This is a genomic window from Streptosporangium sp. NPDC005286, from assembly GCF_040607515.1.
In the GTDB taxonomy this organism is placed as follows: Bacteria; Actinomycetota; Actinomycetes; order Streptosporangiales; family Streptosporangiaceae; genus Streptosporangium.
Genome location: NZ_JBEXGU010000114.1, coordinates 1 through 20,643 on the forward strand (window position 1 = coordinate 1; position 20,643 = coordinate 20,643).

General features: G+C 70.3%; 14 protein-coding genes and 4 tRNA genes. 9 read left to right on the forward strand and 9 right to left on the reverse strand.

What is annotated here, in order from left to right:
• Positions 1-54 precede the first annotated feature (54 nt).
• Entirely contained in the window at positions 55-3,654 is a 3,600-nt protein-coding gene (locus tag ABZU75_RS31690; RefSeq protein ID WP_355562167.1) for a discoidin domain-containing protein, read from the reverse strand.
• Between the two features lie 794 nt (positions 3,655-4,448).
• Positions 4,449-4,520 (reverse strand) — tRNA-Val (locus tag ABZU75_RS31695).
• Positions 4,521-4,984: 464 nt separating this feature from the next.
• Between ABZU75_RS31695 and ABZU75_RS31700 the strand changes: the two genes are divergently transcribed.
• Positions 4,985-5,401, forward strand: coding sequence for an SsgA family sporulation/cell division regulator (locus ABZU75_RS31700; RefSeq protein WP_350927231.1), 417 nt, complete (start codon positions 4,985-4,987; stop codon positions 5,399-5,401).
• Between the two features lie 36 nt (positions 5,402-5,437).
• Here ABZU75_RS31700 and ABZU75_RS31705 read toward each other — a convergent pair whose 3' ends face one another.
• A complete protein-coding gene (locus ABZU75_RS31705) occupies positions 5,438-6,070 on the reverse strand; it encodes a DUF305 domain-containing protein (RefSeq protein WP_355562172.1) in 633 nt (210 codons plus the stop codon).
• Positions 6,071-6,129: 59 nt separating this feature from the next.
• On the opposite strand from ABZU75_RS31705, the gene ABZU75_RS31710 reads away from it, so the two are divergent.
• Complete coding sequence (locus tag ABZU75_RS31710; RefSeq protein WP_355562175.1) at positions 6,130-7,527, forward strand: hypothetical protein; 1,398 nt, start codon at positions 6,130-6,132, stop codon at positions 7,525-7,527.
• 72 nt (positions 7,528-7,599) lie between these two features.
• On the opposite strand, the gene ABZU75_RS31715 is transcribed toward ABZU75_RS31710, so the two are convergent.
• Genes ABZU75_RS31715 through ABZU75_RS31725 form a run of 3 tightly spaced genes read right to left on the reverse strand, consistent with a single transcriptional unit; the run spans position 7,600 to position 10,338 of the window.
• Complete coding sequence (locus ABZU75_RS31715) at positions 7,600-8,430, reverse strand: aminotransferase class IV (protein WP_355562178.1); 831 nt, start codon at positions 8,428-8,430, stop codon at positions 7,600-7,602.
• A gap of 17 nt (positions 8,431-8,447) precedes the next feature.
• Positions 8,448-9,446: a chorismate-binding protein gene (locus tag ABZU75_RS31720; protein WP_355562181.1), complete on the reverse strand. Its 999-nt coding sequence runs from the start codon at positions 9,444-9,446 to the stop codon at positions 8,448-8,450.
• A 4-nt stretch (positions 9,447-9,450) separates the two neighbouring features.
• Entirely contained in the window at positions 9,451-10,338 is an 888-nt protein-coding gene (locus ABZU75_RS31725) for a LysR family transcriptional regulator (RefSeq protein ID WP_355562184.1), read from the reverse strand.
• 74 nt (positions 10,339-10,412) lie between these two features.
• On the opposite strand from ABZU75_RS31725, the gene ABZU75_RS31730 reads away from it, so the two are divergent.
• Positions 10,413-11,669, forward strand: coding sequence for an NAD(P)-binding domain-containing protein (locus tag ABZU75_RS31730; protein ID WP_355562186.1), 1,257 nt, complete (start codon positions 10,413-10,415; stop codon positions 11,667-11,669).
• Here the strand turns inward: ABZU75_RS31730 and hutH are convergent.
• Complete coding sequence (hutH, locus tag ABZU75_RS31735; protein WP_350927217.1) at positions 11,666-13,213, reverse strand: histidine ammonia-lyase; 1,548 nt, start codon at positions 13,211-13,213, stop codon at positions 11,666-11,668. The two genes, ABZU75_RS31730 and hutH, sit on opposite strands and share 4 nt — an antisense overlap.
• Before the next feature lie 150 nt (positions 13,214-13,363).
• Here hutH and ABZU75_RS31740 point away from each other — a divergent pair.
• The 4 genes from ABZU75_RS31740 (at position 13,364) to ABZU75_RS31755 (ending at position 15,114) form a co-directional block, all read left to right on the forward strand.
• Positions 13,364-13,435, forward strand: a tRNA-Gly gene (locus tag ABZU75_RS31740).
• A gap of 25 nt (positions 13,436-13,460) precedes the next feature.
• Positions 13,461-13,531: transfer RNA gene (locus ABZU75_RS31745), tRNA-Cys, on the forward strand.
• 14 nt (positions 13,532-13,545) lie between these two features.
• Positions 13,546-13,620 (forward strand) — tRNA-Val (locus ABZU75_RS31750).
• 567 nt (positions 13,621-14,187) lie between these two features.
• Positions 14,188-15,114 carry an NAD(P)H-binding protein gene (locus ABZU75_RS31755; protein WP_355562189.1) on the forward strand — a complete coding sequence of 309 codons (927 nt, stop codon included), beginning with the start codon at positions 14,188-14,190 and terminating at the stop codon, positions 15,112-15,114.
• Positions 15,115-15,118: 4 nt separating this feature from the next.
• On the opposite strand, the gene ABZU75_RS31760 is transcribed toward ABZU75_RS31755, so the two are convergent.
• Entirely contained in the window at positions 15,119-16,657 is a 1,539-nt protein-coding gene (locus tag ABZU75_RS31760; RefSeq protein WP_355562191.1) for an MFS transporter, read from the reverse strand.
• Between the two features lie 476 nt (positions 16,658-17,133).
• Between ABZU75_RS31760 and ABZU75_RS31765 the strand changes: the two genes are divergently transcribed.
• A complete protein-coding gene (locus ABZU75_RS31765) occupies positions 17,134-17,826 on the forward strand; it encodes a TetR/AcrR family transcriptional regulator (protein WP_355562194.1) in 693 nt (230 codons plus the stop codon).
• Positions 17,827-18,098: 272 nt separating this feature from the next.
• The gene (gene manA / locus ABZU75_RS31770) at positions 18,099-19,199 is read left to right on the forward strand and encodes a mannose-6-phosphate isomerase, class I (RefSeq protein ID WP_355562197.1); all 1,101 of its coding nucleotides are present in this window, start codon (positions 18,099-18,101) and stop codon (positions 19,197-19,199) included.
• A 124-nt stretch (positions 19,200-19,323) separates the two neighbouring features.
• On the opposite strand, the gene ABZU75_RS31775 is transcribed toward manA, so the two are convergent.
• Complete coding sequence (locus tag ABZU75_RS31775; RefSeq protein WP_355562224.1) at positions 19,324-20,538, reverse strand: helix-turn-helix domain-containing protein; 1,215 nt, start codon at positions 20,536-20,538, stop codon at positions 19,324-19,326.
• Between the last annotated feature and the right edge of the window lie 105 nt (positions 20,539-20,643).

Sequence of the window (20,643 nt, forward strand, 5' to 3'; positions counted from 1 at the left end):
GCCGCCGGGAGGGGCGTCCCTCCCGGCGGCACCGGCGCTGTCTTCCCGCTCCTGCTACGGGTTGACGTTGATCGTGAAGGTCGACGTCGTGTTCTTGATGTTCTGGAAGTTGTTGCTCATCTGGAGGTTGTTGAACGTGGCCGAGCCGACCGCCGGGCCCTGGCCGGGCTCGGGCATCTCGTTGGCCCAGATGGCCCAGCCGGACTTGGCGTCGAAGGCGTCGCCGCTCTTCTTGGCGCCCGTGATCGAGACGTTCGTGAACACGGTGTCCTTGACCGGGAACTGCGGCTGGCCCCCGACGTAGTTCGTCTGGAACATGATGCCGCCGTAGGTCGGGTCCACGATGTCCACGTTGCTGACGCGGATGCCCTGGAAGACCTTGGAGGCGGAGAAGACCCAGATCGCCGGGAAGACCTGCTGTCCCCAGAAATGACCGCCGGCGCGGACGATCGAGATGTTCTCGAACCGGGTGGGTGGGCTGGCGCCGAAGCCGTTCATCGGGTAACCGAAGTCCAGCGAGCTGATCGTGATGCCGGAGTAGACCAGCGTGTCGGCGATGTAGATGTTCCTGAAGACGTTGTCGTACCCGCCGTAGACCGCGACGCCGGCGGCCCGCCAGGTCAGGATGGACGTCAGGTTCTCGTAGACATTGCCCCTCATGTCGGCGCCGCCGGCGTCGATGGCCGAGAACAGCGCGAAGCTGTCGTCACCGGTGGCACGGGCCTCGTTGTTGCTGACGAGGTTGTCGGTGCTGCCGTTGGTCATGTTGATGCCGTCGGCGAACATGTTGCGGATGCGGGAGTTCTTGATCGTCACGCGGTCGGTGTTGGCGCCCCAGTAGAGGCAGACCATGTGCTCGTTCCAGATGTTGTCGATCACCACGTCCGCGACGTTGGCGAAGTCGAACACCTTGCCCGGGCCGTCGATGCGCGAGGTGTAGTTGCCGAAGTAGGCGAAGTTGGCGAAGGACGAGCCGTTCGCGGTTCCCTCGGCGCGGAACCCGATGTCGGTGTTGTCCTGGTTCGACGGCGCGCGGAACTGGGTGTACCAGGGGCCGGCACCGACCACCTTGACCGCCTTGCCGTAGACCTGGAACTTGCTCGCCGTCTGGTAGGTGCCCGGCGGCAGGTAGACGCCGACGAGGGTGCCGGTGTTGTCCATCCGCACCTTGTCGAGCGCGTTCTGCACGTCCTGGTGGGTGAATCCAGCCGGAACCGTGTACCTGGCGGGGTCGGGGTTGGCGATCGGCGACACCTGTTCGGTGTTGATGAAGTCGATCGCGTACGTCGTGGTGTTGGCGGGGTCCTTCTGCAGCTTGATCTTGCTGCCGGCCGGGACGGTGGTCCCGAGCATCATGCTGGCCTCGTCGTAGATGTGACGCGGCGTGCCGGCACCCGGCGAGTTGCCCGGGCTCGCCTCCGCGCCGTACAGCCAGGCGTACTTGGACGTCAGGTTGATGGCCTTGAGGAAGGTGCCGTCGACGTAGACGTTGAGCGTCGAGTCGATGCCGCCGCCGCCCGCCGAGTCGGGGATGGAGAAGCGGGTGACGAGGGTGTTGGTGCTGGCCTTGGTGGTGAACTCGACGTAGCTGCCCGTCGTGTTCAGCGTCACCGCCCTGCGGCCGGACGCCTCACCCGCCAGGGTGCCGATGTCTCGGCTCGGGCCGACCACGGCCGCCCCGCCGCCGACGACGGCGTCCTCGGCCTCGTACATGTCGTACGGCATGTTGGCGCCGCGGCCGACGAAGAACGGCTGGGTGACGGTGTTGTTGGCCCGCTTGACCGGCAGTTCGTTGGCGTCGTCGGCGAGGACCGTCTTGACGGTGAACTTGCCGTTGGCCGCCGTCCAGGTGCCCAGGTTCACCGGGCCGGTGGTGGCGCCCGCGGCGATCACACCGGTGTGGGAGCCGGTCAGCGTGCGGACCACGGTCCCCGCCTCGTTGGCGACGGTCAGCGTGATGCCGTGGGCGCCGCCCGCGGAGGCCACGGTGCCCTGGTTCTTGATCGTCACGGAGAAGGTGACGACGTTGCCGTTCGCCGGGTTGCTCGGGGTCCAGCTGGTCGTCGCGACCAGGTCGGAGGTGTCGACGGGCCTGACCACGAGCGGGGAGGCGCTGGAGAAGTCGTTGTTCGACTCGTTCTGCTCGATGACGCTGTTGGCCTCGTCGACCTTGGCGCTCAGCGGGTAGCTGCCGGCGTCACGGGCGCCGATGCCGGCCGAGACGGTGGCGGAGGCCCCCGCGGCCAGCGCGGCGACCGGGGCGGTGCCGACCTTGGTGGTGCCCAGGTAGAAGTTGACGTCCGTCGCGCCGGCGGCCGCGTTGCCGTTGTTCTTGACCGTGGCCGACAGCGTGATCGCGTCGGTCTCGATCGGGGAGGCGGGGGACGCCGTCAGGCCGGTGATCGTCAGGTCCGGGTTCGGCGCCGGGGTGCCGATGACCTGGAACTCGGCGACCTGACCGGCGGGGGCGCCGGTATTGGAAGTGATCTTGAGCTGGACGTCGGCGTAGGAGCCGCCGACCGGGATCGTCACCGTGTTGCCGGAGGCGGGATTGAAGGTGTAGTTCGCCGCCGCCGCCAGGCTGGTGAAGGAGGTCGAGCTCTGCTCACGCCCGAGAACCTGGATGTTCTGGGTACGCGTCGCCCAGACGTTGTCGGGGTTCAGCTTCAGCACGACCGAGTTGAGGGTGGCGTTCGCGCCCAGGCTGACGGTCAGCGTGTTGGGGTAGCTGCCGCCGTTGCCCTCCCAGTAGGTCGCCGTGTTGTTGTCGTTGGCGTTGGCGGCCACGAAGGTGAAGACCGAGGAGGAGGCGGTGATCGCCTTGCCGACGGCCAGGTTGGAGCCGCCACCGGTGCTGCCGGTACGGGTGACGGTGTTGCTGTTGCCGGACTCGTTGTTCGCCGCGTCCCTGGCCTTGACGTAGTAGGACACCGTCGCGGTGGCCGGCTGGGTGTCGGTGTAGGTCAGGACATTGCCCGCCACGCTGGCGCGCAGGACGTTGTTGGCGTAGATGTCGTACCCGGTCACGCCCACGTTGTCGGACGAGGCGTTCCAGGTCAGCCTGATCTGGCCGGAGCCGGGCTCGGTGTAGGCCAGGTTCGACGGCGTGGTCGGCGGCGACGTGTCACCGCCGGAGCCGGTGGGTCCGTACACCTCGAACTCGGAGACCTGGCCGGCCGGCCAGCCCGTGTTGGCGGTGATGTTCAGCCGGAGGTAGCGGGCGGTGGTCGCGGCGAAGTTGATCGTCACCGTGTTGCCGGTCGCCGGGTTGAAGGTGTAGCCGGCGGAGCCGACGATGGTGGAGGTGGGCGAGGCGCTCGTGCCCGCCAGCACCGACAGGGTCTGCGTCCTGGTGGCCCAGGCCGCCGCCGGGGGCAGCTTCAGGATGATCTGGTCCACGTTGGTGACGGCTCCGAGATCCACCTGGAGCCACTGCGGGAAGGCGTTGTTGCTGCTCTCCCAGTAGGTGTTGGCATTGCCGTCGGTGACGTTGGCCGCGCCGTAGGGGGCGGTGGTGCTGCTTGACGAGGTCGCCTTACCCACCGCGAGGTTGGGGCCGGCCGCCGCGGCGGGTGAGACCGCCCCGGCCAGGACGAGCAGGCTGGTCGCGGCCATCGCCGCCACCAGCCTTAACGCCAGGTACTGCTTTCTCATCGCGTTCCTCTATCTCTCGGCTGGAACGACAGGGTCGGATGGGAGGCCGGGGCCTCCGCCGTGCGGCGCGAGGCGCGCGCGGGCGCCTCGCTCACGAGACGCGGACTCGGAGTCGTGACATCCGGCGGGCGGGCCGACCGGTGTGACCTGCGATGGGGCGGTCCGCGAAACTCGTCTCGTTCGTCGCTGGGGGGTGCTGGTCGCCGGGTGCGCCCATGCGACGCCGGGAACGACGTCACCTGGGGGCTCTTCCGGAGGGATACGACGGATGTGTGGCGCGGCACATCACTACCGGAAGTTGCGGGGAAGAGAGAAAATTTAACAGGACTTTGCAATATTCTTGCATCGCGTTGGCCAAAGGTTACATACGTGCTACGGCCGCGTCAACGGGTCGAGAAGGACGGCTTACTTCGCCTTACAGCCCCGAGTGCGATCCCTTGCCCCCGGGCCCGCAGGTCCCCTCAAACCGGTGCGAGGGAACGCCCGCGGGCCTCGGGGCACGGGGAGAAGCCGGCACCACGAAACCGGCACGGCGAAACCGGGCGGCGAGCTTGGCGCGGGAGACACGCGGGAGACACATCGGGCAGGCACGGCGGGGAAGGCGGAGCCGCCCCCAGGACCGGATTCCGATGCGTGGATGCCGGACGTGGCCCGCCCTGCCGGAAACCCGTCCCACCCGGCGAGCGGGGCCGGGAACTCGTCCGGGATGCCCGGCCGTCCGAAAGATCGCGGAACAACGAAAGAGCCCGGCGGTTGATGTCAACCGCCGGGCTCTGACCTGTGTCTTGCTAGTGTGGGCGATACTGGGATCGAACCAGTGACCTCTTCGGTGTGAACGAAGCGCTCTCCCGCTGAGCTAATCGCCCGCCCTGTCCGACCCCTCGCGGTGCCGACGTGGAAAACCATACAGCAATCCGGGAGCGCCCGCGAAGCGGTGTCCGCCACTAAATTTGATCTTGAGAGATGACGCACTCGGGAGGCAAAGCTCTGAGGATGCATCCGACGGGGGGCTACGGTGTCATAGCATCATCCTGATCCATAGAAGCACCGAACGACCCGGGCTCGACCCGAATCACCCGAGACGCCCCGCCAGGGAGTCGACGGTGACCAAAACGAGACGCAAAACCCTTGCAAATACGGCCCTGTTGGTGATGTTTAGCCCGGTAGATGCCCAAATGTCGCGCTGTGATGTGCGTTACAGAAGGGCGTAGAGGCGGAATCTTTCCTACAGGTTTCTTTGTTCCGCGTGATGGCTCATGCGGAGCGAAGTCCGCTTGAAAGCAGTGAAAGCCCCGAAGAGGGGACCGACGACGAAAAGGTTTGGCTGACGATGAACAGCGCCACCGTCTCTGCCGAGCTAGGCCTTCGGCTTGTGGTCCCCGACCGTACCACCGTCCCCCTGCTTGCCGGACTCAGCTACACGGCCGACGATCCTTACGCGATCAGAATGGCCTTCCACGTGGGGAACGACGAGCCGGTCGAGTGGATCTTCGCCCGCGAGTTGCTGACCGTCGGCATCGTGCGGCGGGTGGGCGACGGCGACGTGCAGGTGTGGCCGGCGCGCGCCGACGGCGAGCGCACGCTGCACATCAGCCTCACCTCGCCGTTCGGACAGGCGCTGTTCGAGGTGCCGCTGACTCCGCTCACGGAGTTCCTGCACCGGACGTACGAGCTGGTGCCCGCGGGTCGCGAGACCGACTTCATGGATCTGGACGCCGAGCTCAGCAACATGCTCTGGAGCTCCTGACCCGGCTCTCACCGCGCCCTTCGACGGAACCGCCGCCTACGCCGCGGGCTTGAGCAGGCGCCGCATCCGGGCGATCTCGATGCCCTGGCCCGAGACGACGTCCTTGGCGACGGCCAGCATGGCCCGGTCGGCGCCCTCGCGGAGCTGGAGCCCGGCCATCGTGACCGCCGCCTCGTGGTGAGCGATCATGAGGGTCAGGAAGAGCGTGTCGAAGGCCGCTCCCCTGGCCCCCCTGAGCCGGTTCATCTCCTCCAGCGTGACAGCGTGCTCGTCATGCCCCTCGTGCCCCTGCGGCGCCCGGCCGATCGCCTCCAGCCAGGACGTCATGGCCGCGATCTCCGGCCGCTGCGCCACGGTGATCCGCTCGGCGAGTTTCCGCAGGACCGGCGAGGACGACCTGGCCGGGACCAGCTCCGCCATCTCCAGTGCCTGCCGGTGATGCGGGATCATGCCCTCGGCGAACCTCACGTCGGCCGCCGTGACCCTGGCCTCGGACTCCCCGAGATGCTCGCCCGGCCGCGCCGTACGGCCCGCCTCGCCGGGGCCGCCCGGGATTATCACCGGCGCACCGGTCTCCGCGACGAGCGGTGCCGATCCTGGCTGTGCCGCCTCCGTGCATCCGCCAAGGACCGCTGTCGCCATGATCACCGCGATAACCTGACTCGGCATACGAATCCTCCGCATAGCTTCAATAATGGGGCAAGTGGACCGACGTAATGGGGGGCACCGTGCGATCGACCATGGCGTTCGGCCTGGCCGCGCTACTTCTTGTGGCCGGATGCGGGGCGGATCCAACGCCCCAGGCCCCACCGCCCGCGGCCGCCTCGGAGAAGAGCACGAGCGCCACTGAGAAACCGGCGGAATCCCCCTCCCCCGGGATCTCCGGGGACGGCACCCACAGCGACAACGTCACGCACCTGGCCAACGTGCCGCTCGGCGCCCCGCTCGACGGGCCCCAGGCCTGGGGCACCGACCTGGCCTTCCAGGGCGACTACGCGTTCGTCGGCAACTTCGACGGCTTCAGCGTCTTCGACATCTCCGATCCCTCACACCCCTCGGTGGTCAGCCGGGTGCTCTGCCCCGGCGAGCAGAACGACGTCTCGGTGAGCGGGAACCTGCTGTTCCTGTCGATCGACTCCGCCCGGGTCGGCCCGGAGTGCGACGCCCAGCGCGGCGAGCCGGAGTCGGACGGCTGGGAGGGCATCCGGATCTTCGACATCGCGGACAAGTCCCACCCCAGGTTCGTCTCGGCGGTCCGCACCGACTGCGGCTCGCACACCCACACCCTCGTCCCCGGCGGCGACGCGGGCCGCGTCTACCTCTACATCTCCTCCCCGGGCCCCGAGCCGCAGTCGACGACCTGCCCGGCGCCGCACAACAAGATCTCCGTGGTCGAGGTACCCGTCGAGGCCCCCGAGACCGCCAAGGTGATCTCGCAACCGGTGCTCTCCGACAAGCCCGGCGAGGGCGGCCTCGGCGGCTGCCACGACATCACGGCCTACCCCGAGAAGAACCTGGCCGCCGCGGCCTGCTTCGGCGACGGAGTCCTGCTGGACATCACCGACCGGGCCAACCCCAAGGTGCTCCAGCACGTGAGCGACCGGGAGAACTTCGCCATCTGGCACTCGGCGACGTTCAACAACGACGCCACCAAGGTCGTCTTCGGGGACGAGTTGGGCGGCGGCATGAGCGCGACCTGCGACTCCGGCACCCCGAAGACCAAGGGCGCCAGCGCCGTGTACGACCTCGGCAAGGACCTCAGGCTCACGCTCCGCGGCTACTTCAAGATCCCGAGGGAACAGACGTCCGACGAGAACTGCGTCGCGCACAACGGGTCGCTGCTACCCGTGCCGGGAAAGGACATCATGGTCCAGGCGTGGTACCAGGGCGGGGTGTCCGTCTGGGACTTCACCGACTCGGCCAGCCCCCGGGAGATCGGCTTCTTCGAGCGGGGCCCGGTTTCGGGAGTCGGCGGCTCGTGGTCGGCGTACTACTACAACGGCCACATCTACTCCAGTGACATCACCAGGGGCCTGGACGTGCTCCGCATCGACGACCCGCTGACCGATCCGGCGGCCAAGGTCAGGCTCAAGGAGCTGAACGCGCAGACCCAGGTGTCCTACTAGCCGGTCGGTGACCGCCGGACGACCGGCCTTCCGGCGGGGGCGTGCCCTCGCCGGAACCGGAGACCCGGAACCTCAGGGGTCGAGGTCGGCGGCGGAGCGCTCGGCGAAGACCTGCATGGCCTTGGCGGTGATCGGACCGGGCGCGGCGGGCAGCACGGTCTGGTCGACCGCGCGGATCGGCTGGATGTCACGGGTGGTGGAGGTCAGGAACGCCTCTTCCGCCTCGTACAGGGCCGAGAGCGGGACGTCCTCCTCGGCTCCCCCGCACCACTCCAGCGCGAGCGCGCGGGTGACCCCGGCCAGGCAGCCCGAGGCGAGCGTGGGGGTGACCAGCCGGCCGTCACGCACGATGAAGACGTTGCTGCCGGTGCCCTCGCAGAGGTCTCCCGCGGTGTTCTCGAAGATCGCCTCGCCGCCGCCGGCGGCCTTGGCGTAGAACAGCGCCCTGGCGTTGTCACCGTAGGAGGTGCTCTTCACCCCGGCGAGCGCGCCGCGCTCGTTGCGCGGCCAGGGCACGACCGTGACGTCGGCGGTGGCCGGGAACGGCTTCTGCTCGTCGACGATCACCACGGTCGTGCAGCCCGCCTCGCCCCGGTCCGAGCCGAGCGGCCCCGGGCCGCTGGTGTAGGTGACCCGGACGCGGCCGAGCCGCCACTGCGGGGCCTCGGCCAGGCAGGCACGGATCCCGTCGGCGATCGCGTCGGTGTCGGGGTCGGGCAGTTCCATGCGCCGCGCCGAGAGCGTGAGCCGGTCAAGGTGGCGGGTGAGCGCGAACGTGGTGCCGTTCACGCACTTGATGGTCTCGAACACCCCGTCCCCGACCATCAAACCATGATCGAAAACTGAAACGGTGGCCTGATCCGGAGAGACAAGTGCCCCGTTGAGCCATATAGGTACTTTCATGCGACTCCTTCTGAACCTTATGTTGATGCCAGAGCGACGAGCCGGGAGGCCTTCAACTCGGTCTCGTCCCATTCGCGGCGCGGGTCGCTCCCCCAGGTTATGCCCGCGCCCGTGCCGAAACGGATCTCGCCGGACGACAGCCAGAACGTGCGGATCCCCACGGCCAGCGACGCCCGCCGCCGGCCGGCGTCGACCCAGCCCACGGTCCCACAGTACGGCCCGCGCGGCTCGGGTTCGAGCTCATCGATGATACGCAGGGCGGAAGATTTCGGGGCCCCCGTCACCGACCCCGGCGGGAAGGTCGCGCCGAACAGCTCGGGCCACCCGCACCCCGGCGCGAGCCGCGCCCTGACCGTGGAGACCAGGTGCACGAGACCGGGATGCTCCTCCACCTCACACAGGGCGGGCACGCTCACCGAGCCGACCTCGGCGACCCTGCCCAGGTCGTTGCGGACGAGATCGACGATCATCACGTTCTCCGCGTAGTCCTTCTCCTGCAGGTCCTCCTCGGTGACTCCGGTCCCCTTGATCGGTCTGGACTCGACCACGTCGCCGTCCCTGGACAGGTAGAGCTCGGGAGAGGCCGACACGACGCTCAGTCCCGGCAGGCTCACCGTCGCGGCGTAGGGGGCGGGGTTGCCCTCCGCCAGCCGTACGGCCAGTGCCAGCGGGTCCGGTTCCCCTCCCGCGGGCAGCGGCGCGTTCAGCACCCGGCACAGATTGGCCTGGTAGACCTCGCCACGCTCGATGTACGAGCGGATGCGCCGCACGCCGTCCTCGTACGCGGCCCGATCCAGGGAGCTGCGCCACGACGACGGGTGCGGCCCGCGCCAGGGACCGCGCGGCACGGGCAGCGGGGCCTGACGGACGTCGTCGAACCTGGCGCACGTCACCTTGCCCTCGTAGTCGACCACGACGGCCCACCATCCCTCGCCGTCCAAGGCGGTCAGGTCGGTGGTGATGTCTCGGAGCCCCGTGGCCAGATATCCGGTGACATGCGCAAAAGAGTCATGCACTTCCCTATTGTCTCGCCTGTACGGCCAGCAGGCGCACCAGGGTGCGGGCCGCGGGCAGCGGGACCGGCGGCAGGGCCGCGTAAACGGTCCTGCGGGGGGCGAGCTCGCCGAGAGAGCGGAGCACCAGATCGGGCGGTACGGCGTGCGCGGCGATGGCGGGCACCAGCGTGATGCCGAGCCCGGCCGCGACGAACCCGAACTTGCCCGTCCACTCGCTGATCCTGACCGAGGCACGGGGGGTGAACCCGGCCCTTGCACAGGCCGCGGCGAGGGCGGTGGCCCGGCCCGGCGGAGGGGCCTCGATCCAGGTCTCCTCCCGCAGCTCGCGCAGGTCGACGATCTCCTCTCCGGCCAGCCGGTGGTCACGGCGGAGCGCGACGAACAGCTCGTCGTCGGCCAGCTCGACCATCTCCACCTCCTCCTCGCGGGGCAGCTCGGAGGGGTAGTCACTGACCACCGCGACGTCCAGGCCGCCTTCTCCCATGCGGCGCAGCAGGCTCCGGCTGGGCCCCTCGATCGGGACGAGTTCGACCTCGGGGAACTGCTCGCGGAACTCGCGCAGGGCACCCGGCACGAGCACGACGTTGGCGGTGGCGAACGCGCCCACCCGCAGCCGCCCCCGGTAGCCGCCGTGGATGCCGGCCAGCTCCTCCTCCGCCCTGGTCAGCCGGTTCAGCACGACCTGGGCGTGGTGGTGCAGCGCCTCACCGGCGGGCGTCAGCCGCACACCGCGCGCCAGCCGCTCGAACAACGGGCCGCCCGCGCGGTGTTCGAGCGCGGCGATGCGCCGGGAGACCGCCGACTGGGTGTAGCTGAGCCTGGCGGCCGCCGCGGTGAAAGAACCGGTGCGGACCACGGTGTCCAGCAGGCGGAGCCCTTCGATGTCGAACACATTCCTCCTCTGCATGGCTTATATGCAATCTAGTCGCTGGTGGAATGCCTCGCCGGTTCCATACCGTGAGGCGCATGATTTCCTTTCTTGGTCTGGGGCGCATGGGCACCCCGATGGCCCGGCGGCTCGTGGCGGCCGGGTACGAGGTGACGGTGTGGAACCGCACCCCCCGCGCGATCGAGGGAGCCACCGTGGCGACCTCGCCGGCGAGGGCCGTGGCGGGCGCGGAACTGGTGATCACGATGCTCGGTGACCCGGCGGCGGTGCGGCGGGTGCTCTCGGACGCGGCGCCGGGGCTGCGGGCGGGCAGCGTGGTCGCGGAAATGTCCACGATCGGGCCCGAGGCGGTGGCCGGGCTCCGTGACCTGCTTCCCCGCGGGGTGGGGCTGGTCGACGCACCGGTCCTGGGCAGCGTGGGACCCGCCGGGGACGGCACGCTGACGGTGCTGGCCGGCGGGCTCCCCGAGGACCTGGCCCGCTGCCGGAAGGCGCTGGAGGTGTTCGGCCTGGTACGCGAGGTCGGCGGCCCGGGTGCGGGCGCGGCGATGAAGCTGGCCGTGATGAGCGCGCTGGTGCCCGCCCAGGTGCTGCTCGCCGAGACCGTCGCCTGCGCGGAGGCGACCGGGGTGGACATCGGGACGCTGCTGGACGTGCTCGGCGGCACACCGCTGGGAGCGCTCACCGAACGGGTCCGCCCGGCCGTCGAGAACGGCCCGGACGAGACGCGCTACGCCCTCGGCCTGGCCGCCAAGGACATGGCACTGGCCGCGCACGGGACCCGGACCCTCGCCGCCGCGGCCGGGAAGCGGCTGGCCGGCGCGACGGCGGCCGGGCTGGGCGACGCGGACCTGACGGCGATCTTCGCGCACCTCACCGTGACCGGTCCCGCGGGGGCGGCCCGGGACACGGAGCGGAGCGACCAGCGGGGCCGTACAGGCGTGGAGAGGATAAACCCGGCCACGGTCCCCGCCACCAACGGGCGTTACTCTCACGCCACCAGGGCGGGGAACCTGCTGTTCGTCTCCGGGCAGGTGGCCCTGGACGGGGAGGGGAAGGTGGTCGGCGAGGGGGACATGACGCGCCAGTCCGAGTACGTGATGGACCAGCTGTCACGCGTCCTCGCCGATCAGGGCTGCACGTTCGACGACGTGACCCACATCCGGACCTTTCTCATCGACATGTCGCTGTTGCCGGAGTACGGGGCCGTGCGCGGGCGCCACATCACCGGCGCGCCCCCGGCCAGCACGACTGTGGAGGTGTCGCGGCTGTTCTCGCCGGGGCTGCTCATCGAGGTGGACGTGATCGCCGCCGTCCCGGCGGGACGGTATTAGGCCAGGGGGCCGGTGACCGTCTCGGCGGCGGCGACGACCGCGTTGCCCGCGACGAGCCCGACCACCGCCTCGATCTCCGGTGCGAGGAAGCGGTCGGGTCCCGGGCCGGGGACGGCCTGGCGCAGGGCGGCCACCACGGCTCCGGTCGCCGGGGCGGGACGCAGCGGGGCGCGCAGGTCCAGGGCCCGCGCGGCGGTGAGAATCTCCACCGCGAGCACCCGGGTGAGGCCGTCCACCGAGCGGCGCAGCTTGCGCGCGGCCGACCAGCCCATGGAGACGTGGTCCTCCTGCATGGCGGAGCTCGGGATCGAGTCGACGCTCGCGGGCACGGCCAGGCGCTTGAGCTCGGAGACCACCGCCGCCTGGGTGTACTGGGCGATCATGTGACCGGAGTCGACACCGGGATCGTCGGCGAGGAAGGCCGGTAGGCCGTGGCTGCGTGCCACGTCCAGCATGCGGTCGGTGCGGCGTTCGGAGATGCTCGCCATGTCCGCGACCGCGATGGCGAGGAAGTCGAGCACGTAGCCGACGGGGGCGCCGTGGAAGTTGCCGTTGGACTCCACCCGGCCGTCGGCCAGGACCACCGGGTTGTCGATCGCCGAGGCGAGCTCCCGTCCGGCGACCGAGGCGGCGTGCGCCAGGGTGTCACGGGCGGCGCCGGCGACCTGCGGGGCGCACCGCAGGGAGTAGGCGTCCTGGACGCGGGTACAGGTGCCGTCCCGGTGGGAGTCCATGATCTGCGAGTCCGCGAGCAGCGCCCTGAGGTTGGCGGCGCTGGCCGCCTGCCCGGGGTGCGGGCGCAGGGCCTGCAGGTCGGCGGCGAAGACGCGGTCGGTGCCCAGCAGCGCCTCCACGCTCATGGCCGCGCCGATGTCGGCGGTCCTGAACAGGCGGGCGAGGTCGTCCATGGCCAGGATGAGCATGCCGAGCATGCCGTCGGTGCCGTTGATGAGCGCGAGCCCCTCCTTGGCCACCAGTTCGACGGGCTCGATGCCCGCCTGCTTGAGCGCCTCCGCGGCGTCGGCCCGCTCTCCGGCGGCGTCCCGGACGACGCCCTCACCCATGATCGTGAGGGCCACGTGGGAGAGCGGCGCGAGGTCGCCGGAGCAGCCGAGGCTGCCGTACTCGTGCACGACGGGGGTGATCCGCGCGTTGAGCAGGCTCTCCAGCACCTTGGCCGTCTTCGGGCGTACGCCGGTGTGGCCGGTGGCCAGGGTGTGCAGGCGCAGCAGCATCATCGCGCGGGTCACCTCGACCTCGACCTCGGGGCCGGACCCGGCGGCGTGCGAGCGGACGAGGGATCGCTGCAGCTGTGCGCGGAGCGCCGGGTCGATGTGCCGGGTGGCCAGGGCGCCGAACCCGGTCGAGACGCCGTAGGCGGGGGTGGGGCTCTCGGCCAGCTCGTCCACACGCGTGCGGGCCGCGGCCATGGCCGCCACGGCGTCGTCGGTGAGGCGCACGGGGGCACCGTGCCTGGCGACCTCGACGACCTGCTCGAAGCTCAGCGGCTCCGGTCCGACGTTCACGACCTCGTTGTCGCGCATGCTGTCACTCTCTCGCGTAGGTTGAACTTGGTAACTGGTGAACCCGTTGCTGGCTCCTTACATCTCACGATACCGGTACTGCTCGGTTTGGGGAGTGGCCGGGTATTCGCTAGAGTTCTCGCAGTGAGTCCGGGCAGGCCCCGGAGGCACGCGGAAGTGGCTCAGTGGTAGAGCATCACCTTGCCAAGGTGAGGGTCGCGGGTTCGAATCCCGTCTTCCGCTCGGAAGGGACTCCGGTCCCCCACTCGGTGGAGTGGCCGAGAGGCGAGGCAACGGCCTGCAAAGCCGTGTACACGGGTTCAAATCCCGTCTCCACCTCTGGTTCGCAGCGAGGACGATTAGCTCAGCGGGAGAGCGCTTCCCTGACACGGAAGAGGTCACAGGTTCAATCCCTGTATCGTCCACCACCGCTCATGGCAGCCATGAGCAGATCACCGCAGACGGCCGTCAAGGTCCCGATTCAGGGGCCTTGACGGCCTTCTGGCTTCTCTGGGTGATGATGGAGGCGATCCAGCCCATGTTTCCCAGGCGTTGATGGAGGTACCACCCAGATTGGTTTGATACCCGGTCACTTCGTTGTATCGGGCAGCCGCTTGATCCTGAGAGAGGCCGCACACATAGCGGTGTGCTTGAAGGCTGGATATGTCAGGATTCCGATTCATCAGCTCGACGGCGGCTCCCTTGTTGAAGGCTCAGGGGTTCGCTCCCGCGCCGTTCACACGATCAGCCTGAAACCGTCCGAGAACGGCAGGCCGTGGCCACCGGGGGAACGCGGGCGGATTGAAATGGTCATGTGACCGATAAGTGGTCGAATCGGCCGGTGCGCCGGAACATGGCCCGGAGTAGTGTTCCGATCACGGTGTGTCAGAGTGCCGGGGGCGGTGCGCGCCGCGATCCGTGACCGGCCGGGAGCGCCGCGGCCTCGGCACCGTGACCACCCCGACGTGACCACCCCGAGGTGAGGAGACATCGCGATGGCCGACGACGACCTCGTCCTCGTCACCGGTGCCGGCGGAGGTGTCGGGGGCGTCGGGCGCACCGTGGTGGAGCTGCTGCGCGCACGCGGCCTGCCCGTACGGGCGATGGCGCATCGCGACGACGAGCGCGCGGACGCGCTGCGCGCCCTCGGCGCGCAGGTGGTGATCGGTGACCTCACCAGCCCCACGGACGTGGCGGACGCCCTCGACGGCAGTTCCCGGATGTTCTTCGGTATGAGCGTGTCGCCGTCGTACCTGGAGGCCGCCGCCACCGTCGCGACGGTGGCCCGCGCGGTGGGCGCCCTTGAGGTCCTGGTCGGCATCTCGCAGCTGACCGTGTCGCAGATGAACGCGTTGAGCACCGCGGAGTCCCACCAGCAGCGGCTGCACTGGCTGTCGGAGCAGGTGCTCGACTGGTCGGGGCTCCCGGTCGTGCACGTCCGGCCCACCGTCTTCCTGGAGAACCCGATGTTCACGACGCTGGCCGAGCGTTCCATCGCCGACAGCGGGACCATCCGGCTTCCCTTCGGGACCGGCCGCACGTCGCCCGTCGCGGCCGGCGACGTCGCGGCCGTGGTCGCCACGATCCTGCGGGACCCCCGGCCTCACGTCGGGCACGTCTACGAGCTGACGGGCCCCAGGTCGCAGGGGATGGACGGGGTCGCCGAGGAATACTCCCTGGCCCTGGGAAGGGAGATCCGCTACGTGGACGTCCCGCTCGACACCTGGGTCGAGCGGGACCTCGCACCCGCGGGACTCCCGGCGCACACCGAGGAGCACATCGTCACCATGGCACGCCTGCACCGCCAGAACCGCTACGACCGGATGACCGGGGACGTCGAATCGATCACGGGAAGGCCCGCGACGACGGTGCGGGAGTTCGTCGCGGAAAGGGCCGCTCTCTTCACCCGTCGCCCGCGGTGAGCGGTCACTCGGCGCCGCCGTCCGCCGTCGAGGTGTCCACCCGCACCGGCCGGAGCAGGAGCACGGTCAGCAGCGCCGTCAGCGCCATGCAGGCGGCCCCGAGGAGGGCGGCCAGGTGCATGCCGTCGGTGAAGGCCGAGCGGGCGACGTCGAGCAGGGCCGCTCCCGCCTCTCCCGGTATCCGCGCGGCCACCTCGACTGCGCCGCCCAGGGTCTCGCGCGCCGCCTCGGCGTACTCGGGGGGCAGCGCGGGACCCGTCGCGGTGAGCCTCTCGCCGTAGACGGCCAGGCCGATGCTGCCCAGGATCGCGACGCCGAGCGCACCGCCCAGCTCGGTGGCGGCCTCCATGATCGCGGACGCCGAGCCCGCGCGCTCCGGCGGGGCGACAGCGACGATCATGTCGGAGGCCGTCGCCTGCACCGCTCCGATCCCCGTCCCCAGCAGGAGCAGGCCGCCGATGAGGGGCCACCGCTCGGAGTCCACCTCGATCCCGCTCATCACCAGGAAGCCTCCGGCGACGAGCGTCATGCCGCCGCCTATGATGTGTCCCGGGCGTACCCGCTGCGCGATCACGGCGGCCAGCATCGAGCCGGCGAGGGCGGTTCCGGCCGCGGGCAGGGTCAGCAGCCCCGCGACGAACGGCCGTAGCCCGAGCACCATCTGCAGGTACTGCGCGACGAAGTAGAACAGCCCCACCAGGGCGAAGACCGCGAGCGTGCTCGCGATCAGGGACACGGTGAAGCCCCGGCCGGCGAACAGCCCCAGGTCGAGCATCGGGGTGGGCAGCGTCCGCTGCCTGCGCAGAAATGCGACGCAGAACACCGACCCGGCGACGACGCCGAGCAGCGCCTGGAGGCCGAGGCCGTCGACGGCGAACTGCTTGATCCCGTAGACCGTCGGCAGCACGGCCGCCAGTGAGAGCGCGGCACTGGGCAGGTCGAACCTCCAGGGGCGCGGATCACGGTACTCGGGGAGCACGATCGGCCCCAGCACCAGCAGCAGGACCATGACCGGCACGTTGATCAGGAACACCGACCCCCACCAGAAGTGCTCCAGCAGCCGGCCTCCCACGATCGGCCCCAGCACGCTGCCCCCGGCGAAGCCGGCGGCCCATACCGCGACGGCCATCCGGCGCTGCCGCGGATCGCGGAACATGTCCCGGATCAGCGCGAGGGTGGGCGGCATCAGGCTCGCCGCCGCAGCGCCCTGCAGGGCGCGGGCCACGATGAGCGACTCGGCGTTGGGGGCGTAGGCGGCGATGACCGAAGTGACGCCGAACGCGGCGGCTCCGATCAGCAGCAGCTTCCGGCGGCCGATCCTGTCCCCCAGGGCACCCATCGTGATCAGCAGACCGGCCAGCAGGAAGGCGTAGATGTCGACGATCCACAGCAGCTGGGAGCCCGTCGGCATGAGGTCCGCGCTCAGGAAGGGCAGCGCGAAGTAGAGCACCGTCACGGTCACCGAGACGAGCAGGACGGGCAGGACGAGCACCGCGAGTCCGAGCCATTCCCTCCGCCCTGCCGTGGCCACCGTTCGCACCATTGCCGAAACCTCCTCGGATACCCTGTACGCCAAATATGCGTATACATCGTACGCAAAATTTTTGGACGCATGCAAGGGTTGATATCCAGGCCAAGGTGGCATGCATTAAAGTGCAGAAATATCCTCAAAAACAAGGCGGTCCAGCCAGGTGGCGGCGTATCTCACTCGCTATAACGTCACACCGCCGCCTTTCATTACGTCACAAAAAACGCGTGTTAGAATTTCGTCACACCAGTGGGCGTGCCGGAATTGGACGAGGACGCATGTTGACGTGTGCGCAATGTGGAAAGCCGTTGGACGCCGCACCCCGGGGGCGACGCCCGCGGTACTGCTCCCGTGCCTGTCAGGCACGGGCCTACCGGATCCGCACCGCCGGGCGAGCCGCGCGCCCCGCCGAGCCCGCGCCGCGGACCGTTCTCCCCACGCCCCCGCCGAGCAGCGGCGATCCGGCGGGACGGCACGAGCCCCCAACCGGCTTGAGCACCGAGCGGATCGTGCGCACCGCGGTCCGGATCGCCGACGCCGAGGGGCTGGACGCGCTGTCGATGCGCCGCGTCGCGACCGAGTTGGGCACCGGCGCGATGTCGCTGTACCGCTACGTGCCGGGCAAGGACGCGCTCGTCGAGTTGATGGTCGAGGCCGTCTTCGGCGAGGACCCGCATCCGGGCTCCGTTCCCGGTGGCTGGCGCACAGGGCTGGAGGCCGCGGCGAGGCGGGAGTGGCGCATGTACTCCAGGCACCCCTGGGTGCTGCGGGTCATCGCCACCCCCCGGCCGCCGATCGGGCCGAACGTGCTGGCCGACGTCGAGTGGGCGATGCGCGCCATGGACGGCCTCGGCCTCGACCCGACGACAACGCACTGGGTGGCCATGACGGTGAGCGCCCAGGTGCAGGGCGCGGCCCTGCTGCTGGTGAACGAAGTGGAGGCCGAGCGTCGCACCGGGGTCACGGCCGGGCAGTGGCGTGTGTCGAGGGCGCCGGCGCTCCTGGAGATCCTGGAGTCCGGGCGGTTCCCGATACTGTCCAGACTCCACGCGGAGCGGGGGGACGTGATCGACATCGACGAGTGGTTCGAGTTCGGCCTGCGGCGTCTCCTCGACGGTCTCGCCGTCCTGGTGGAAGGCCGGGAGAGAGCGGAACCGGATTCGGCCCGCGGCCTGGCACGGTAAGGACCGCCGTGTGGCGGTGCCCCGGGCGATGAGACCCCGCGGTCGACGGACTTGTTCACCCGGCCTTGGCCGTGCATTGGCGGCCGGGAGACACCGAAGACGCGTAGCATCGGCGTTCTGTGGCATTCATTCGTTTCCTGCTCGGACTCACGGACACGGAGGATCATGAACGGCCCCCTCATCCCCGCCGCCCACGTGGCGGCCGACCAGACCGGGCCGGGCGAGATCCCCGCGTCGCGGCGCTCCTCCCTGCCGGAGACGGTGGAGACGTCGTGACGGGCCTGCTGCGCAATCCCGTGAAGAACTACGACTGGGGCTCGCGCACGGCCATCGCCACGCTGGCCGGGCGTCCCTCCCCCGCGGAGCGACCCGAGGCGGAGATGTGGTTCGGCACCCACCCGTCCGGCTCCTCGTCGGTGTTGCGGCGGGGGACGTGGCGCTCCCTCGCCGAGACGGTGGCCGCCGACCCGGTGGCCGAGCTCGGGGAGAGGACCGTTGAGCGGTTCGGCTCGCGGTTGCCGTACCTGCTGAAGCTGATCGCCGTGGACCTGCCGCTGTCACTGCAGGTTCATCCGTCGCGGCAACAGGCGGAGGAGGGCTACGCCAGGGGCGTCTACGTCGACCCGTTCCCCAAGCCCGAGCTGATCTGCGCGCTGACCCCGTTCACCGCGCTGGCCGGATTCCGTCCGCCCGCGGAGGCCGCGGCGCTCATCGGCGGGCTGGGCATCCCGGAACTGGAGCCCGTCGTGGCGCCGCTGGCCGCCGGGGACGCCTCCGCCGCGCTCCGCGCGCTGGTGGAGTGGCCGAAGGAGGGCAGGGCGGACCTTGTGGCCGCGATCGCGCGGGCCGCGTCGGCCGCAGGCGGCCCCGACGGCGAACTGGTGGTACGCCTGACCGGCATCCACCCGGAAGACCCGGCCTGCCTCGCCCCGCTCTTCCTGCGCCGCCACGAGCTGCGGCCCGGTGAGGCGCTGTTCCTGGGCGCGGGAGTCCTGCACTGCTACCTGAGCGGTTTCGGTGTGGAGATCATGGGCAGCTCCGACAACGTGCTCCGCGCGGGGCTGACCAGCAAGCCGATGGACGTCGACGAGCTGCTGCGCGTCACCGACCCCTCGATCTCACCCCTGCCGGTCGCGCCGGTCGGCAACCTCTACCGCACGCCCGCCCCGGAGTTCCGCCTCGGCACGGCCGTTCCGGGCTCCGGGCTCACCCTGGAGGGCGGAGTAGCGCGCATCCTGGTGTGCACCGAGGGCGAGGTCGAGGCCGGCGGGCAGGTGCTACGACCGGGCGAGTCCGCCTTCGTCCCCGCCGCCGGACCGGTCCGCCTGCGCGGTTCCGGGACGATCTTCTGGGCCGAACCGGGCCTCGACTGACCCGCCCACCATCTCGGCCGCCGTAGGCCGGGGCCGGGGAAGCACGGCGCACGCCATCGTCCCCGCCCCGGCGCTCCGGCCGCGTGACGACGGGCAGTCCCGTACCCGGGCAGGCCGGGGCCGGTCACTCCGGGCCGCGGTCGTCGAGCCGCGCGTCCTGTCGGCCCTGGCCGAGCTCGTCGGCCCGCAGCGCGAGGAGGACGTCGGGGCGCAGCAGCCGGGAGGGGGCGTCCAGGTCCAGCAGCCGGAGGATGCGGCGCAGGCGGTAGCTGACGGTGTTCTCGTGGATCGACAGGTGCTGCGCGGTCAGCCGTACCGACAGGCCGCAGGCGAGGTAGGTCCGCAGGGTCTCGATGAGCACCGGGCTGGGTCTCAGCGGGGTCAGCACCGTGTCCACCAGGCGGCCGGCGTCGAGGGGGTTGCCGATGAGAAGCACCTCGGGGATGACCCGCTCGAAGTGGACGACCACGCGGTCGGCCCCCATCCGCAGCCCGGCCTCCAGGGCGGCCAGCGCCTCCCGGCACGACCCGCCCGCCTCCCCGAGCCTGGGCCGCGGCTCGCCGAGGCCCAGGACGAGGCCCGGCGGGATGCCCGGCCGGCGGGCGGCGCGGGTCAGCGCCTCGTCGAGGCCGGGCGCGTCGGCGAGCAGAAGCAGCATGGTGGCTCCCTTGCTCCCGGCGAGGATCCGGCTGCGCAGCCGGGGGCGCAGCGAGTCGAGCACCGCCTTCTGCGCCCTGGCGAGCGCGAGCGGGCTGGTCACGTCGGCCATGCCGATCGCGGCGGCACGATGCGGCACCTGGGCGGGCACTCCGACGAGCCGGGCGCGTTCCTCGACGTCGGCGGGGTCGAGCGGCTCCCCGCCGGCGAGCCGGGACACCAGGTCGGTGGCGATCTGGTCGAGATGGGCGGCGGCCTCGCTGCGGGTCTGGCGGTAGGCGTCGGTCGAGGCGTCGATCATGGAATCGGTCAGCGCGGCCAGCCGCTGCACGAGCCCGGCGAGGTCGTGGCCCTGGACCGACGGCCCGGCCGCGGCGGCGAGCCGCTCCAGTAGCGCCCGCTCGGCGGTGTGCCAGGAGGCGACCAGGCTCTCGATCGGCACGCCCTGGATGGCCCGCCGCTGGCCGAGCAGCGCCGCAGACAACAGTTCGGCCTCGGTGAGGGCCCGCCGCTCGGCCACCGCCGAGAGCACGGCGGTGAGGTTGGGCGCGACCATCCCGCTGAGGTCCTCGACCTCCATCCGCGCCTGGTCGTATCCGGGCAGGCGCTCCCAGACGGTGCCGACCAGGGTGGCCGCGATCTCCTCGACCTGCGCGAGGAGGCCACGGGCCTTTTGTGTCATGTCCACAAAAGCGATCTCCCCATCTTCCGGCAGAGCCACGTAGTTGGGCATACGCCCCTTAATGGACTATGGACTATCCCAGGGCACAGCCCCAGTCAAGGAGGC